We start from the raw sequence: 14621 nt of genomic DNA, 5'->3' as shown, positions 1-14621 counted from the left end.
AAAATCATTTTTCTAATTAGAGGATGTGTGACCACTGCTTCTTTACGAAACTGTCAGGTGAATACTATACTAGCACATACGATGGAACCAAAAGAAGACAGTTGGAAAGAAAATTTCTAAAACAAATAGGGCTTTCTCCCAAAAAACTAGGCAAAATTATCCGTATGCAAGCGGCTTTGAAATTGGTTCTGAATCGACAACTTCCAAATTTGACCCAAATTGCTTATGAGAGTGATTATTTTGATCAGGCACATTTCATTAAGGACTTCCGAGAGTTTACAGGGGTCAGTCCAAAACATTTTTTTAATGATGATGGAATGTTCCTCTCTTCTCTTTTTTACGAAAAAGAATGAGTTGTCGCAATTTTACAATTTTTGTATGATTTTGTATCGTAGAATGAGTGGATTAGGAGAGGTAAGTAAAGAATGAATCGATCAATGTTTATTATCATCGTGGTGTTATTAGGTTTTAGTTTTGCCACTTGTAAGAATGGAAATAGCTTTAATGGGGCGACTGAAGTTGAGAGTAAAAAAGGTGTGAAGAATATGATTTCGATAGTAGAAATTCCTGTTACAAATTTAGCAAGAGCCGTTGTGTTTTATCAAACAATCCTTGGTGTTACCATCGAAAAGATGACAATGGAAGATACGGAAATGGGTGTGCTACCAGCCGGTAATGGTTCAGTTAACGTTGTGCTGATAAAAGGGAATGATTACGTTCCAACTAACAATGGTGCTTTGGTATATCTAAATGTCGGAAATGATTTACAAATAACCTTGGACAAAGTAGAAAAGAGCGGTGGGAAGATCATATTACCGAAAACTCAAATTAGTCCAGAGATGGGTTTTTATGCTTTGTTTTTGGATACGGAAGGAAATAAATTGGGTATGCATTCTCAAAATTAAATTTATGATTTGTTCGGGGATGAAGATTTCTTCCGCCAGCGATTGCAGTGGAAATCCTTTTGCGAAGCAAAAGATTGGAACGAAAAGCGCGGTCGCTGAATTGATTCAAATTCAAAACCACCAAATGGTTGCGAGGCGGCCAGGGGAACTATACAAACCAACATTTGTTATATCATATCAATATACTCTTTTGTTTTCACTACCAATGCCCAAAAATAACTTTTTACTTTGGTATTCCAATATGCAATGGAATTACCCATAAATGTACCTGCCGGCGGAGAAAGAGTTTGGCTAGCCACTCCGCTTCCATTTAAGTTTTGGCTTGCGGGTACGCTACCTCTCACACTATGGAAGGTATAGACCCGATTAGCGGTTGTCGGTTCGGAGATCACGATATCCTGAAGCCCATCTGCATTGGTATCTTGGAACTGAAGTCCCATGGAAAAATTACCAACAGATACGGAACCGGAAAAGAGGCTATCGGCAGATCCGCCAGCACTCAGGTTCATATTCCGAAAACCTGTAATTGGATCGTTTAACACTAAGTATACGTCTCCAATCCCGGCACTCGCGCCGGGGGCTCCAATCAATAGGTCAGGCAATCCATCTCCATTCGTATCTCCAGAAGCTAAAGTTCCCCCAAAATTACATAGGTTTCCGTTACAACTGGTTGTAGGTGGCCCGATAAGAGAAACGTTTGGTGGATTTCCAAAAGGATTTGTTGGATCACATGTGGAATGAAAAACGTGAACAATACCTTGGTTGGAATTATAGGCATAAGAACCAACGGCAAGATCGATGCATTTGTCAGAATTAAAATAGTCCAAAACAAAATTACTTCCAAATTGACACCCATTAACACCGGGACAATTGGATGATTCGAGTGGATTAATTAAATATTGTTGAGGAGTATTCGGTAAGGTTCCAAAATTGGAAAGGAACAAATAAATTCGACCTAACCTTGAAGAATAGTAAGGTGCACCAATAACTAAATCTTGGTAACCATCACCATTGACATCCCCTGCGACCGTATGGCTTCCAAAATTATCTGAGACAGCGGAAATATAAGTGAAGTTTGCTGAAGTTGTGTTTTGCGAGGTAAATCCATTGGCGCCCAGGCTGTGGAATATGTAGGCACCTCGATTCCAGGGTGATGTAAAAATTGCGTCATCATATCCATCATTGTTGGCATCGGCACTAACGATAAAACTACCGAGTCTTCCTGAACCGGCTACTCCAGAGAAGATAGCATCTGCCACTCCTCCAGAATTCAAATTTTGTGAAGTTATGCCAGATTGGCCTCGGCTTAAAAAAAGGTAAACTCTTCCCGGAAACAATCCGTAAGCTTGCGCTCCGACTAATACATCTGCATATCCATCTCCATTGTAGTCACCAGAACTAATTTTTGAACCAAAATATGTGTTAGACAATGCACCATCAGTAAGTGTTGTATTCGGAGTAGTTGGAAGTTGTTTGGTTACAGAATTTGTTCGATAAATATAAGCATACCCCTGAAATGAAAGACTTTCCGATGCCGAAACTATCAAATCAGGATATCCGTCCCCATCGGTATCATGATTGGTTCCCATTCGCACTTGGATGGTATTGGATTTTTCATAAGGTAAGTGGGCGTAGATGGTATGAAGGCTTCCATAAGTCCAAAAGGTACCTGTGATCGCTTTGGCGGGTAGGGCATAGCGCCAAGTTCCATCAATCACGGGCACTTGGGTGGGTGGTGCGTCATCGATTCCTACATTGACGAAGGTTGGACCTTGGGGGACGGTTCCCACAACAAATCCCGTTTCGACTATGGAGTGGTTGGTGAGATTGGAAATCGTAACAGTAGATTCGGGTAGTAAGAGTAGGTAATAAGCAGGTGACCATCGTTTTAAAACATCTTTGTCAGAGCAAAGAAAGTTGGATAACTTCATCAAACATTCAATTGGTGGGTGGGTGAAGGGATTGGCCCAACATCCCCCGAGTCCTAAAGATAAAAGCAGTGGTAGAAGTCGAAGGTTCAAAGATTGAATGAATGTTTTATTTACCATGGTTGGGGAAGGCTAACATTGGATTGATGTTAGGTCTTTGGGATGGGAACGCAATAAATTATTCTAGTGGGAAAATAAAAACAGAGGAAGGGAAGATTTACCCGTTTTGTATTGGCCGTGTATTTAATTGTTTCCGAGGATTTTTGGAAATGCTTAAAATTTATACAAAGGGTGTTTTTTGTTTTTTGTAACTGAGGAGCACCGATCCATAGGTAAATGTTTTCGTCGATTCGAGTTTTAAGGATTGGGCCGATTTTAAGCCCGCAAACAAAGATTCTCCTTTTCCTATAGCAATTGGGTCAATCATCAGAGAATAATGGTCGATTAACTCTAACTCACACCATTGTCTGACAACCTCTCCACTTCCTAAAATTGTCATACTGATTCCTTCTTCTTTTAACCGCTTTATGTGTTCTAGCCAGTTAGGTTCCAAGGCTTCCGTATGGTTCCAAGTGGTACTTGAGTTTCGAATGCGAAAGGACTAACTTATAAGCGTTTTTTGTTGGTTTGGCGACAACGAGATAGAGTTGGAAAGCATCTTTACTTGTCCAAAAAGATTCCATCGTTTGAAAGGTTCGTTTCCCAAACACCAATGTGTTTCCTGAGTTTAGGTTTTCTTTCGAGAATTTAGGAACTATGGGAATGTCAGGAGATATCTTCGCTTTCTCCTTTGTAGAATCCATCGAGTGACAAAAATAAGAATGTTGAAAGTGTTCCTTGGTTTTTCATATGTACCTACCTTTTTTTTGATCATCGGCTTAATGCGATAAGAATGTAAATGAGTTGAAATGGCGACGTGAGAATGTCGCCAACTAAGAAAACCGGAATGAATAGAACTCTTTCGTATTTGGTTCTGGATTTGTAAGGTTTGGCATCTGGTATGATTTCAATATAAGAAATGGAATGTTTGAGTGGAGAATTTTTTCTCGAAAAGGAATAATACTTTCCTGTGATATCACTCCTTCCTTTTACTTTTGCAATATAAAATTGAGAGTCCGTATACATAACTGAAAGAAGTCCCATGTCTGGATCCACTTGGACGATGTTTTGTGAGGGAAAATAATCCGCTACTTTGTCACCCAAATCCGGGTTGTTATATTCCTTTCCGCAGAGACCTTGTTTAAAATGTTTACATGAGGTAGAATTTAGGTATTCTTCTATTTCTATTTGGGAAAAGATTCCCTCCTTTTTCTCTTCCTTTCTTTCCCAAAAACTATAATGTGTTTGTGAATAAAATTTATATGCGGTTCCATCCTGGAATTGAACGAAAAAGATACCTTCGAAAATTCCCTTACCCACTAATATATTTTTGATTTCTTTCTCTAACGGGAAGTTTTTACACTCGCAGAATATATCATAATTATCAGGAGATTTTAAAATTAAAGAATCTTTGACAAAGAGTAAGGCATGCGTTTTTTCTAAAGATTGGAAGTGGTTACCTGGAAAAGGATCGGGACAAGGAACGGCATCTGGAACAGACAATTGATACGGATAAGTTTTTTGTTTCTCCGGTAGGAGAAAACAAAGTTCATGTTTTCTATCAAAATAACGATCCGTATCATCCGTAGATGTCTCTAAAAATTTAACTTTTGCAAAAATCTTGTTTTCTGATACAGTAATCCCCATCACATTTTTGGGAGCTATTTCAATAGAAGCATCTTTACTTTTCATCATTTGAAGATTACCCCAAGTGAGAATACAATGGTTTAAGCTAATCATTACTAACGAAAGTAGTAGTTTAGTTTTTATGCCTGACATAGAGTTTTTAAAACTCTATTCTCTAAACTAAATTCAGTCTATTAAAATTTCGCATAACAACGATTTCTGTCCTCTATTCCTCTGGGAAATATCTTGGATTTTTTAGGACAATCTTGAATCAAAATTTGGTAAATAAAAAATAGAATTCAAAAAATTTCTTTCCTTTTCGGAATCTTTAAGTAACCTCCTCTGCATGAGTTTTTTTGAAAGTTTGAAAGCCGTTGCAGCTCAGGCCGTTGAGCTCGTACAAAACAATCCACAAGTCGTTTCTGGGATCCAAAAGATCGTAGAGGAGAATGGCGGGGTTTCTGGAATTGTGCAAAAGTTTAAGGATAAAGGATTTGCAGATGCTGCCTCTTCTTGGATCGGAACAGGAGAGAATGTAAACATTGGTGCCAATGATGTGATGAAAGTCCTCGGAAATGAATCCATTCAAGAGTTGGCAAAAAAGGTAGGATTGGATTCAGAAGCGACTGCTGGTCTCATTGGAAATTTATTGCCAGTAGTGATCGATAATCTTTCACCAGACGGAAAAGAACCAGGTGGTGATATCACTTCCCAACTTTCTTCTTTGGCCTCTCTGTTTATCAAATAGTATTTTTTTACCGAACCACCTATATTAAATTAGGTGGTATTTCTTTTTCTGCACTTTGCAATTATTCTTGCCAAAATTTCTCCCCAAAATCAATCTTTCCCTCATGAAGAAACTGATCTTGGTCATCCTTATCCCCTTTGTTTTCTTTCAGTGTAAAAAAACACCAACGATAGAGTTGGGTAAAAATGCTTTTATTTCCGCCACTATCCTTAACGCGAGAAAAACTCCTACCTTAGATGGCGAGAAAGTAGGAAAGCTAAAACTCGGCGATGAAGTGAAAGTTTTGGAGAGATCAGAGAAGGATATGGAAATCGACGGTCTTTCTGCATATTGGTATCGGGTTCAATCCAAAGAAATCACTGGTTGGGTGTTCGGCGGTTATCTTTCGATGACCAAAGTAGAATCTCGGGAGGTCATGATTGCCGCCGTTCAAGGAAATTTTGTTTTTTGCAAACTTCCTGATCGTATGGAATGTACAAATACTATCGAGTTTGATGGAGAGAGTTTTGTTTACAGAGAATTCAATCAGTATTCGGGAATCAGTGAAAAGTTAGAGGGTGTGTTTGATGTTTACTCGGACCATTTAGTTCTGGATACAAAATCAAGAATGGTTCGCCCATCTATTTTTATCCAATATCCGCAAACGGAAGAAGAAAGAACAGCTTACAACAATGCATACTTTGGATATTCGGATTCAGATACCCATTTGGTTTCTCTTAGCACCTATCCTGTTACTGGAAAAGAAGATGTTTACTTTTATATTTGTAACGACAAACTTCTGTTATTTCGAGAAAAGAAAGAAAAAGATGTCGCTTGTGCAAGTGAATTTGCCTATACTAAATCTTCTTACTCGACACCTTAAAAGATTCATTTCGTAACATCGTATTGGTTCTATAAGTATGCGGATTCCTCCAATCCAAAATACGATCCTTTGATTCGGCAGGAAGTGCTTTTAGAAACTCCTGCCATTTCCCTTCTTCCAAAACAGAATAAAATCCGGGCAAATATTGGATCTTTACCTCTTTTGGTAGGTGTTTTTTATATTCTGCGGCGGACACTCCATACGCAATCCGATAAATTGGTCGCTTTTTATGTTTCTCTTCCGGCAAAAAGTGAAATGCGTCTCCTGCTTTATTGTAACAGATAAAATAATCAAACCCTTGGTGAACAATAATCAAACTATCCTTCGGAAATTGAAACAGAGGAATTAAAATCGAGTAGAGTTTATAGTCTTGGTTATTGAAGTCTTTTTCACGAATCATTGCAAACCATTGATACAGAATTAGGAAAACACACAGAAAGATTATCCAAACTATTGATTTGATTTTGGTAAGTGCGGGGAGTAAGAGAATACTTCCCGGAATAAAAACAAGTAGAAACAATCGAAACGGAAAACTAAATGCCGTATAACTAAAGATAGGAAGTGAGAGTAAAAAGAATAGAACAAATAATTGATCGTAGAAAGACTTGGATTTTTGGTCTAGTTGGGAACGTGTCAGCAAATAAACAAAGGGTGAGACAAAAAATAGGATTTGTTCAAAAATAAATTCCGGAAAAATTTTCGCATATTGGTAAAAAGGAGATAGCCATTGAAATTTTAAATCTTCTAATACAATGGTTTTTAAATCATTCCAGTGCAGAAGGTTAGGAAAAACAAGAGCCAATCCCATAAGGACAAATGGTAATCCCACTAGGATACAAAAACGAAAGAATTTAGAAATTGGAATTTGTTTCCAAACCCAGGCCAGTAGAAAACAAAAGGAAATTCCTGCCGTGAGTTTGTGACTGAAAAAAACCAGTAAAAAACTAAAACCCAACCGAATATAAATTGTTAGTTTCCCTTTCTTCTTGTTTTGCTCCAAAATCCAAAGTTCTGTAAGAAATAAAATAAAAAATAGAATCCCACCCAAGTTTTTGATAAAGTTAAAACTAAAATGAGGCAAAAATGAAGATGAAACAAGGAGGATTCCAAATAGGATCGAAGTAGAAACTTTTTTTGTTACAAGGACTGCTAGCCTATAACCCGAAAGGAATAATATACCAACGATGAACGAGACAAAAATTTTATTCGTGGCAACTATACTCGTTCCTAGTTTGGAAAAATAGACAAGTCCATACAAAATGGGAGAAGAATCTGGGCTAAAGAATCGTCCTTTGGTGAGATAAGAATTTACTTGTGCGGCGTAATAATAGCCATCCGCACCATAGGCAAAATTTGAACTAAATTGAACTACCGATTGTAAACAAACAATGAGGAGAAAAATTCCGAGAACGATTCCTCTCTTTTTACAATAGATAATCATCGGAAGAACATAAGAGGGAATTGCCATCTTCCTCTGATTCTAAGAAGACTTTCACATTCGAAAATCCATTTTTTGTCGTTTGTTGGAAATTCAATTTATTTCGTTTTAAAGGTTCTTTGGTTCGAATACAAAAGGTAAGTTTTGAATCTGTGAGTTCCCAATGGAAAAGTAATGGAAAGGGGAATGTATTTTGGATTCGTAAATCCTTTGTGGGATAAACAATCGATGCATCAGTACCTAGTGGTGTGAATCTTGTTTTCTCCGTATACAAATCACGAGAGTGGGGGAAACGTTCAAGGATCCGGAGACCAAGTTCCAAGGAAAGATAATAAATGATTCCGGCCAATTGGCAAAGTCCACCAGCAATTTCGGAACTCAGAGTCCCATTGCGAATCACTCTTCCTTCTTTATAACCTTTTCCAATGGTAGGTTCACCAATTTCATACCAAAAAGAAAAAATTTTACCAGGAAGTAAAACACGATTATTCATTCGTTCAATGGCAATTCGAAGGTTATGGAGTTTTCCTTCCTTGAGAGGTGAGTCGAAAACGGGTAAGGTAATCGCCGTTTCTTCCAGCCAATCCCCATCTGGTTTCTTTACTAAAGTTAATCCAAATCGTAAGTATTGTCCTCTGAGAATAGCACCTAATAATCTTTTGGTGGCTTTTATTTTTAACTTTAGGCCTGGAATCAGTAAACTCAAAGTTAGGTGTTATTCCTTGGAATCAAGAAAAACTTCGGTGAAACTTCGATCAGGGTTCATGGTATAAGAACCTTTGTAAAAGTGAGGAGGATGATCTCCCCAGTCTTTCGGAGAAAGTAAGGAAAAGTAGAATCCACTTTCTTTTTCATATAGGTGAATGGTTTGCCCTGGTTTTTTTTCAAATTGGCACCGTGCTTTATGAAGTTCAATATCCTTTTCTGCACGTTTTAATATTAGTTCTGCTTCCTCTTTCAAACGTCGGATTTGATTGGCAATGACTTCCAATTTTCCGTGGACATGGAGTTGAACGGATTCTTCTGCCAACTCAATTTCTTTGGCGCGATCCACAAGACTGATCGCTGGCGCTAGTCTGCTTGTTCCATAAGTAAGACTATGGTGGGGAATTCCTTGCGTTTCCATTCTAGGGATTAGACAATCGCTCTTTTCTTAAATTTGCAAATAATTTCTCTAATTGTGGTGTAGGATAGATTAGAAAAAGGCTTTCCTAAATTTCTTTAGGAAAGCCGAAGGCCAAGGTTTTTTGACGATCTTTTTTAAGAAAGCGGTTGGTAACTCACAACCAGAGCCTTGGATTTAATTTCTTTCGGCATGGAAGTTTTGGATAGAGTTTTGGTAAGGGAAGATTTATCTTTTGATTTTCCCATTTGCACCACAAAAAAGCCATTTTTTACTACGATAAAGGTTTTAGCTACCAACTTACCATGGTTATCTGCTCTCAGTTGGGATAAAAATGTCTCAGCTGATTGTCTGCTAGTAAAGGCTGCTAACTGAATTGTGAATTGTTTCCCTTCTGATTTTGTAGCACTCCCAATTTGTGAGGAAGTTTTTTGCGATTTCGAATGTTTGGAGGTAGATACCAAGTTTTTGGATCGTTCTTCTCCTTTGGTTGTGCTGACTTTCTTTTCCGTTCGTTTTGTCAAATCAACAACTTGTTGTTTTCTTTCCTCTTCCTCATCTTTGGCGGTGGAAGTTTCGACAAAGTAGGGATGGTTTCCTACATCCGCCATTGGAATTTCTGCGCCAAGGTTTGTTTGTTCTTTGGTTTTGGTTCCTTGTACGAGTGAAGATGCTGCATTTGTTCCCACTGTCGCATCGGCTACATTGGTAGCTGTCGGAGAAGGGATGGAGCCGTCGGTGAGCGCGAGGTCTGCGGGAGATGGCTCCGCAGATTTTGCTCGAGTGATGGTCTCTTCTTGTTTTCCTTTTCCTACGGAAACTCCGAGAAAGAAAATCGAAAAGAAAAGCGCAAAAAGAAAGAGGGACAAAACTCCAATTCTTTGTTTATCTAGGTTAATTACGTAAAATACTCTTTCTTTCATTTTTGAATCCTCTTTTTGATTTCTGAATAGATGATAACGATTTGTTCTTTTAACTCTTCCCTTTGATTATCGTTCGTTACGACAAAATCGGAGAGAGACTTTTTTTTCTCTAAGTCCATTTGGGAGAGGTTCCGTCTTTGAAAGTCTTCCTTGTTCATCCCGCCACGTCCCATCACTCGCTCCCAAGCCACCTCAGGTTTTACCGCAACAGTAACTGTAAAGTCGCATAGGGTGTAGGCGTCAGTTTCAAATAGAAGGGGGACTTCCCAAGCGATGATGCTGTCATCTTTTCTTGAATGTAAAAATTCCAAAAAAGATTTACGTACTAAGGGATGAAGGAGGTCGTTTAGAGCATTTAGCTTTGATTTGTCGGAGAAGGCGATCTCTGCAATCTTTGTTCTGGAAGGCACACCGCCTGCATCCAGGATGGATTCTCCGAATATGGAAACCAATTCTTTGATAACGGGACTATTTGGTTCAGTGAAACCACGGGCAATGGTATCAGAGCTGATGGTTTCAGCCCCAAGCTCACCAAAAATAGCAAGCACAGTGGACTTTCCCGACCCAATCGATCCGGTAATTCCTATCAATGTTTTGTTGTTATGTTTTGGTTGCACGGGGTTTATAACATAAAAAACCCGTGAAAGTACAAGTATTTTTTTGTCCTAAATTGGAAAAAAAATACTAAAGTATTTTTTTAATTAGTTTTTGGGTGATTGCGGGTTAGAAATCCAGTCTTGTACAAGTTTGGCGGACAAGGGAGGGTTTTCAATCATCGGAGCATGTCCCATATTTTCCAAAAGGATAGTCTCTGGTTTTCTTTTCATTTTTTCTTTTAAGACTTCCATCACTGTGTAGTGGATGACTTTGTCTTCTTTTCCCCAAATGACAAGGGTGGGAGATTGGATTTTTCCCAATTTCCCTTCTAGAAAATAACCTTCTTTTCTGATTTGTTTTAGGATGGATGCGTTCCAATCTCTATTGGCAAAGGACTTTTTTGCAAAGTAAGTTTTTAAAAATCCAGGAAGGTAGGGTGGTTTCACAAAAGTAAAGGCAAGCAGTCTATCAAAATCTTCAGGACTTGTGAGTAGGAGGGGGCTCGGTTTTCCTGACATTTCGATCGTTTGCATTTCACTTGGGGTCGGGCTTTTGATTCCCGCATTGTCAAAAAGAATCAGAGATTTTACTTTCTCTGGATATTTAGCTGCGAAAATTCCAGCAATGCCACCACCCATGGAATTCCCTGCGATGTGGAAACTCTTTAGTCCTAAGGTTTCTGTGAATTGGTATAGCCTGTCTGCTTGGGCTTCTTGGGTGTAAATGATTCCTTCTGGTTTGTCGGATTCTCCAAAACCGGGTAGGTCGGGAGCTATGACTCGGATTCCTTGGGGTAGGTGCCTTGAAAACCGGGTCCAGTGGTCCTTGTCTCCACCAAATCCATGTACTACGACGAGAGTTTCTCCGTTACCGGTTTTTTCTGTATACTTCCAGTTTAAGTTATCTACCAAAATGGATTTGGTTTCTAAGTCAGATCTGAATCTTTCTAGGCTAATTCCTGTTTTGTGGAGGGTGGATGCACAATGAACAAAAAGGAGTGTGGATAGGATAGCGGTTGCGAATGGTTTCCGATGGGTCTTCATATTGTCCTCACAAAATTTATAAAGGTTCGTTGACAGCGGGATGTGAAAAAATACTTTGGTTGTAACCGAAGGCCCTGTAGCTCAGTCGGTAGAGCAGAGGACTGAAAATCCTCGTGTCGGCAGTTCGATTCTGTCCGGGGCCACGGTTGCCTAATTTCCCGCCTTCCTTTCTTCTCCCATTGTCCAAAGACCTAAAAATTCGTTTTCTTCTACCTTCTTACAAAGTTCCGGCTTATATAGTTTTTTTACGGGTGGTTTGGGATAGATATGGATCTCGTCATTGTCTGGGATAAAGGTAAGCATTCGTAAGATTGTATCTTGGCCTTCAATTTCATACATAGTGTAAGACATTCCTTTGGAAGGAATGATTTGAGATGTTTCCAGATACTTGCGTGTGTTTTCGGACATATTCCTAAACGTTGTTTCTCGTTCTCCTGCTTGCAACCAAAAACTTTAAATTTAGTTTTTCCTTTTTTTTAAGAACAACTTGGAGAACTGCAACAGTTTCTCTCTGATTTTCGGTGAAAACCCGACCGATACATTCAGTCGAAAGTGGCTGTCCCAATGTTTGGAAAGGCCAAAAAGAGAACCTGGAGCAATGGCCATTCCTATTTTTTTGGATTCATTGAGTAACTTATCACCATCTAACGGAGATTTGATCCATAAAACAAATCCTCCATCGGGTTTTTGAATTTTTAGAATTCCCTCGCTGTATAAAGACAAAAGTTTTGTGTATTCCTCTGTGAGTTTTTTGTATTCCATGCGGAGAAATTTTAAATGTCTTTCGTAAGTCTGCAATTTCAAAAATTGAACGACCGCAATCTGCGTGGGGTGGTTTTCTGAAATTTTATAGGCTCTTGTTCGTTTACTTAAGTCTCGAATTCCATTTTTGGATGCCACCCAACCCATACGAAGGCCTGGGGCAATGGTTTTAGAAAACGAAGAACAAAGAAATGATCTTGGACCTTTTTGATCGTATGGAAAATCACTGACCAAGGGCTTTGGTCTCGTTCCAGTGAAATACAAATCTCCATATATATCATCTTCTACTAAATGAATTCCATATTTATGAGAAATTTTTGCTAAACTTTGTTTGGAGGACTCACTCATCAAAATTCCGTTCGGATTATTGAAGTTAGCTGAGAATAAAAATACTTTTGGTTTGTGGCGTTTGATGAGTTTTTCATATTCATCGGATGAAATTCCTTCCTCCATTCTGTAAGGAATTTCAACAACTTTCAGTTTGAGAGTTTCCAAAATTTGAAATAACCCAACATAAATAGGTGAGGGAACAATCACTGTATCACCTGGTTCTGTTGTGGTCGCTAAGGAAAATGTGATCGCTTCTGTGCACCCATTTGTGATTTGAACTTGATCAGAGTTTACTCTGTATCCTTGGATCGACAGACGTTTGCTAATCCATTCACGGAGCTCAAGGTCTCCTTGTAAGTCTCCATAAGAGAATATTTCTTTGTGTTGAAGGGCTTTTTTAAAAGAGGAAACAAGACCTCCTAATGGAAGGTAAAAGTCTGATGGAATCGCCGCACCAAAAGAGATGAGTTTGGGATCCATCACGGTTCGCATGATTTGTTGGATTCTGTCATCGGCCTCTACTGCGGGATAAAATTCATTTTGTGGTCCAGAAATGACTGAACCTATGTTGGGGTGAACAAAGTATCCTGATTGGGGCACCACAAAAATATACCCTTCTTCTTCTAAGATCCGGTAGGCTTCCTTGGCTGTAGTAAGGCTACAAGACTTTTGAGTTTGAATTTCCCGAAGAGAGGGAATTCGTTCTTTTTCTGAATAATATCCTAATTGGATTTCATTTTTTAAATCTTCCGCTAATTGTTTGTACTTTGTCATAAGATAACTGTATACGAATAGAATGAATCAACTGTATATGGACAGATTGACTCTTTTCTGTTATTCTATATCGATGGAAAAGGAAATGCCAACTATTTTTTCGGCGAAACGAACTTCTTTTGTTCGGACTTCTGTCATTCGTGAAATTTTGAAGTTAACGGTAGAAAATTCTGATATGCTTTCCTTTGCCGGAGGTCTTCCGAATCCAGATCTACTTCCAAAAAATATTTTAAGTTCCGTTGTGGAGTCTGTGGTTCGAGATCATTCCACTACGGCCCTGCAATATGGAGATTCTTCTGGATACGAATCACTCCGAATCCAGATTGCTGAAAAACTAACGGATGTTTATTGGGTGTCCCTTAATTCTATTTCCATCACCCATGGATCCCAACAGGGATTGGACATTTTAGGAAAGATGTTTATGGATTCGGATACTAATGTCTTATTAGAAGATCCTGTTTATTTGGGGGCTTTGCAGGCGTTTTCTCCTTACCAACCGAAGTTTTTTAGTGTACCCATGGAAATAGATGGGCCTAATCTTTACTTGTTGGAAGAAATTTTAACACAATACAAAATCCATATTTTTTATGCAAACCCCTCATACCAAAATCCATCAACTTATACTTGGTCTTTGGAAAAAAGAAAACAGATTGCCTCCCTATTAGATGATAAGGGAATCATCCTCATTGAAGATGAAGCCTACAGGTATTTGGACTTTGAAGGAAAAGTATATCCATCGGTCAGTTCTTTTCGTGAAAAGAGGGACCTAACCTTTGTCTTGGGAAGTTTTTCAAAAATTCTATCTCCGGGTTTCCGATTGGGTTGGGTCGTAGTTCCAGAAATCTATCGTTCCTTGTTTATTGCAGTCAAACAAGGAAATGATCTGAATTCAAACCAGTTTTCCCAAGTGGTTGTCTCCAAACTTTTGGATGTTATGGATTGGAACGGACACCTGCGTTCCATCCAAAACTACTATTCGGAGAAAAAGGAAACTTTGGTTTTTTTACTGCGAAAGTATCTTCCTGAAGCGAAATTTTCCCGTCCCGAAGGAGGGATGTTTCTCTGGGTGGAATATCCCAAGGTTTCCGACAAAGAATTGATGGAAGGTTGTTTAGCGAGCGGGGTTGCTATGGTTCCTGGAAGTGAATTTTCTCCTGCGAGTCGATCTTCATCCAACTTTCGTATGAACTTTAGTTTTCTTGGAAAAGAAGAAATGGAAGAGGGAGTGAAACGAATCAGAAAAGTCTATCGAGGCATAAATACGTGACATACGTTTAGTATTTTTTGTTTGACAATACTACTCGTTTGTTTACTTATTGGGTATGAAGCCTGCAGTCACCAAAGCTTTGTATCCTAAATTTTCTATTTTGAGTCTGGATGAGAAATTGGAAATTCTAAAAGAGGATCCCTCTTTTCGTCTCCTGGTTGACCAGATGTATCAAAACTATAAGGAAAACCGGTCC

Annotated in this window: 17 protein-coding genes and 1 tRNA gene; 6 read left to right on the top strand and 12 right to left on the bottom strand. The window is 38.8% G+C overall.

The window, feature by feature from the left end:
* Positions 1 to 23 precede the first annotated feature (23 nt).
* Positions 24 to 353: a helix-turn-helix domain-containing protein gene (locus tag JWG40_RS02580; RefSeq protein ID WP_205284293.1), complete on the top strand. Its 330-nt coding sequence runs from the start codon at positions 24 to 26 to the stop codon at positions 351 to 353.
* 72 nt (positions 354 to 425) lie between these two features.
* Complete coding sequence (locus tag JWG40_RS02575; RefSeq protein WP_205284292.1) at positions 426 to 905, top strand: VOC family protein; 480 nt, start codon at positions 426 to 428, stop codon at positions 903 to 905.
* Positions 906 to 1072: 167 nt separating this feature from the next.
* Here JWG40_RS02575 and JWG40_RS02570 read toward each other — a convergent pair whose 3' ends face one another.
* The 4 genes from JWG40_RS02570 to JWG40_RS02555 all read right to left on the bottom strand — a co-directional run bounded on the left by JWG40_RS02570 (position 1073) and on the right by JWG40_RS02555 (position 4711).
* On the bottom strand, positions 1073 to 2836 hold the full coding sequence (locus tag JWG40_RS02570) for an FG-GAP repeat protein (RefSeq protein WP_332470259.1): 1764 nt from the start codon (positions 2834 to 2836) through the stop codon (positions 1073 to 1075).
* Between the two features lie 277 nt (positions 2837 to 3113).
* Positions 3114 to 3386: a dihydrofolate reductase family protein gene (locus JWG40_RS02565; protein WP_205284290.1), complete on the bottom strand. Its 273-nt coding sequence runs from the start codon at positions 3384 to 3386 to the stop codon at positions 3114 to 3116.
* Complete coding sequence (locus JWG40_RS02560) at positions 3376 to 3636, bottom strand: hypothetical protein (RefSeq protein WP_205284289.1); 261 nt, start codon at positions 3634 to 3636, stop codon at positions 3376 to 3378. Before JWG40_RS02560 ends, JWG40_RS02565 begins: the two co-directional genes overlap by 11 nt.
* 67 nt (positions 3637 to 3703) lie before the next feature.
* Positions 3704 to 4711, bottom strand: coding sequence for a hypothetical protein (locus JWG40_RS02555; protein ID WP_205284288.1), 1008 nt, complete (start codon positions 4709 to 4711; stop codon positions 3704 to 3706).
* Between the two features lie 193 nt (positions 4712 to 4904).
* On the opposite strand from JWG40_RS02555, the gene JWG40_RS02550 reads away from it, so the two are divergent.
* Positions 4905 to 5306, top strand: a complete 402-nt coding sequence (locus tag JWG40_RS02550) for a YidB family protein (protein WP_205284287.1) — start codon at positions 4905 to 4907, stop codon at positions 5304 to 5306.
* Between the two features lie 103 nt (positions 5307 to 5409).
* Positions 5410 to 6168 (top strand): SH3 domain-containing protein, encoded by a 759-nt coding sequence (locus tag JWG40_RS02545; RefSeq protein WP_205284286.1) that lies wholly within the window; start codon positions 5410 to 5412, stop codon positions 6166 to 6168.
* Here the strand turns inward: JWG40_RS02545 and JWG40_RS02540 are convergent.
* From JWG40_RS02540 to JWG40_RS02515, 6 genes are all read right to left on the bottom strand, one after another.
* A complete protein-coding gene (locus JWG40_RS02540) occupies positions 6143 to 7636 on the bottom strand; it encodes a hypothetical protein (RefSeq protein WP_205284285.1) in 1494 nt (497 codons plus the stop codon). The genes JWG40_RS02545 and JWG40_RS02540 overlap by 26 nt on opposite strands.
* Positions 7593 to 8303 carry a VanW family protein gene (locus JWG40_RS02535; RefSeq protein WP_205284315.1) on the bottom strand — a complete coding sequence of 237 codons (711 nt, stop codon included), beginning with the start codon at positions 8301 to 8303 and terminating at the stop codon, positions 7593 to 7595. The genes JWG40_RS02540 and JWG40_RS02535 overlap by 44 nt, the downstream gene beginning before the upstream one ends.
* A gap of 18 nt (positions 8304 to 8321) precedes the next feature.
* A complete protein-coding gene (locus tag JWG40_RS02530; protein ID WP_205284284.1) occupies positions 8322 to 8732 on the bottom strand; it encodes a DUF2452 domain-containing protein in 411 nt (136 codons plus the stop codon).
* Positions 8733 to 8866: 134 nt separating this feature from the next.
* Positions 8867 to 9652, bottom strand: coding sequence for an SPOR domain-containing protein (locus JWG40_RS02525; protein WP_205284283.1), 786 nt, complete (start codon positions 9650 to 9652; stop codon positions 8867 to 8869).
* Complete coding sequence (gene coaE / locus JWG40_RS02520) at positions 9649 to 10269, bottom strand: dephospho-CoA kinase (protein WP_205284282.1); 621 nt, start codon at positions 10267 to 10269, stop codon at positions 9649 to 9651. Before coaE ends, JWG40_RS02525 begins: the two co-directional genes overlap by 4 nt.
* Positions 10270 to 10353: 84 nt before the next feature.
* Positions 10354 to 11292, bottom strand: a complete 939-nt coding sequence (locus JWG40_RS02515) for an alpha/beta fold hydrolase (protein WP_205284281.1) — start codon at positions 11290 to 11292, stop codon at positions 10354 to 10356.
* A gap of 70 nt (positions 11293 to 11362) precedes the next feature.
* Between JWG40_RS02515 and JWG40_RS02510 the strand changes: the two genes are divergently transcribed.
* Positions 11363 to 11435, top strand: a tRNA-Phe gene (locus JWG40_RS02510).
* A gap of 7 nt (positions 11436 to 11442) precedes the next feature.
* Here the strand turns inward: JWG40_RS02510 and JWG40_RS02505 are convergent.
* Together JWG40_RS02505 and JWG40_RS02500 are read right to left on the bottom strand one after the other, a co-directional pair.
* Positions 11443 to 11700 carry a hypothetical protein gene (locus JWG40_RS02505; protein WP_039937811.1) on the bottom strand — a complete coding sequence of 86 codons (258 nt, stop codon included), beginning with the start codon at positions 11698 to 11700 and terminating at the stop codon, positions 11443 to 11445.
* Between the two features lie 51 nt (positions 11701 to 11751).
* Positions 11752 to 13158 (bottom strand): aminotransferase-like domain-containing protein, encoded by a 1407-nt coding sequence (locus tag JWG40_RS02500; protein WP_205284280.1) that lies wholly within the window; start codon positions 13156 to 13158, stop codon positions 11752 to 11754.
* 73 nt (positions 13159 to 13231) lie between these two features.
* Between JWG40_RS02500 and JWG40_RS02495 the strand changes: the two genes are divergently transcribed.
* Positions 13232 to 14425: an aminotransferase-like domain-containing protein gene (locus JWG40_RS02495; protein ID WP_205284314.1), complete on the top strand. Its 1194-nt coding sequence runs from the start codon at positions 13232 to 13234 to the stop codon at positions 14423 to 14425.
* Positions 14426 to 14621: the final 196 nt, after the last annotated feature.

The sequence above is a fragment of the Leptospira abararensis genome, from assembly GCF_016918735.1.
Taxonomy (GTDB): Bacteria; Spirochaetota; Leptospiria; order Leptospirales; family Leptospiraceae; genus Leptospira_A; species Leptospira_A abararensis.
The sequence above is the reverse complement of the archived record's forward strand: the minus strand, read 5'-3'. Positions and strand labels throughout refer to the sequence as shown.

What these genes read in the sequence shown, in the direction of transcription:
- JWG40_RS02515 (WP_205284281.1), bottom strand. Translation starts at nt 11,292, where the DNA reads ATGAAGACCCATCGGAAACCATTCGCAACCGCTATCCTATCCACACTC.
- JWG40_RS02545 (WP_205284286.1), top strand. Translation starts at nt 5,410, where the DNA reads ATGAAGAAACTGATCTTGGTCATCCTTATCCCCTTTGTTTTCTTTCAG.
- JWG40_RS02570 (WP_332470259.1), bottom strand. Translation starts at nt 2,836, where the DNA reads ATGAAGTTATCCAACTTTCTTTGCTCTGACAAAGATGTTTTAAAACGA.
- JWG40_RS02500 (WP_205284280.1), bottom strand. Translation starts at nt 13,158, where the DNA reads ATGACAAAGTACAAACAATTAGCGGAAGATTTAAAAAATGAAATCCAA.
- JWG40_RS02550 (WP_205284287.1), top strand. Translation starts at nt 4,905, where the DNA reads ATGAGTTTTTTTGAAAGTTTGAAAGCCGTTGCAGCTCAGGCCGTTGAG.
- JWG40_RS02575 (WP_205284292.1), top strand. Translation starts at nt 426, where the DNA reads ATGAATCGATCAATGTTTATTATCATCGTGGTGTTATTAGGTTTTAGT.
- JWG40_RS02580 (WP_205284293.1), top strand. Translation starts at nt 24, where the DNA reads ATGTGTGACCACTGCTTCTTTACGAAACTGTCAGGTGAATACTATACT.
- JWG40_RS02560 (WP_205284289.1), bottom strand. Translation starts at nt 3,636, where the DNA reads ATGGATTCTACAAAGGAGAAAGCGAAGATATCTCCTGACATTCCCATA.
- JWG40_RS02530 (WP_205284284.1), bottom strand. Translation starts at nt 8,732, where the DNA reads ATGGAAACGCAAGGAATTCCCCACCATAGTCTTACTTATGGAACAAGC.
- JWG40_RS02540 (WP_205284285.1), bottom strand. Translation starts at nt 7,636, where the DNA reads ATGGCAATTCCCTCTTATGTTCTTCCGATGATTATCTATTGTAAAAAG.
- JWG40_RS02555 (WP_205284288.1), bottom strand. Translation starts at nt 4,711, where the DNA reads ATGTCAGGCATAAAAACTAAACTACTACTTTCGTTAGTAATGATTAGC.
- JWG40_RS02525 (WP_205284283.1), bottom strand. Translation starts at nt 9,652, where the DNA reads ATGAAAGAAAGAGTATTTTACGTAATTAACCTAGATAAACAAAGAATT.
- JWG40_RS02495 (WP_205284314.1), top strand. Translation starts at nt 13,232, where the DNA reads ATGGAAAAGGAAATGCCAACTATTTTTTCGGCGAAACGAACTTCTTTT.
- JWG40_RS02505 (WP_039937811.1), bottom strand. Translation starts at nt 11,700, where the DNA reads ATGTCCGAAAACACACGCAAGTATCTGGAAACATCTCAAATCATTCCT.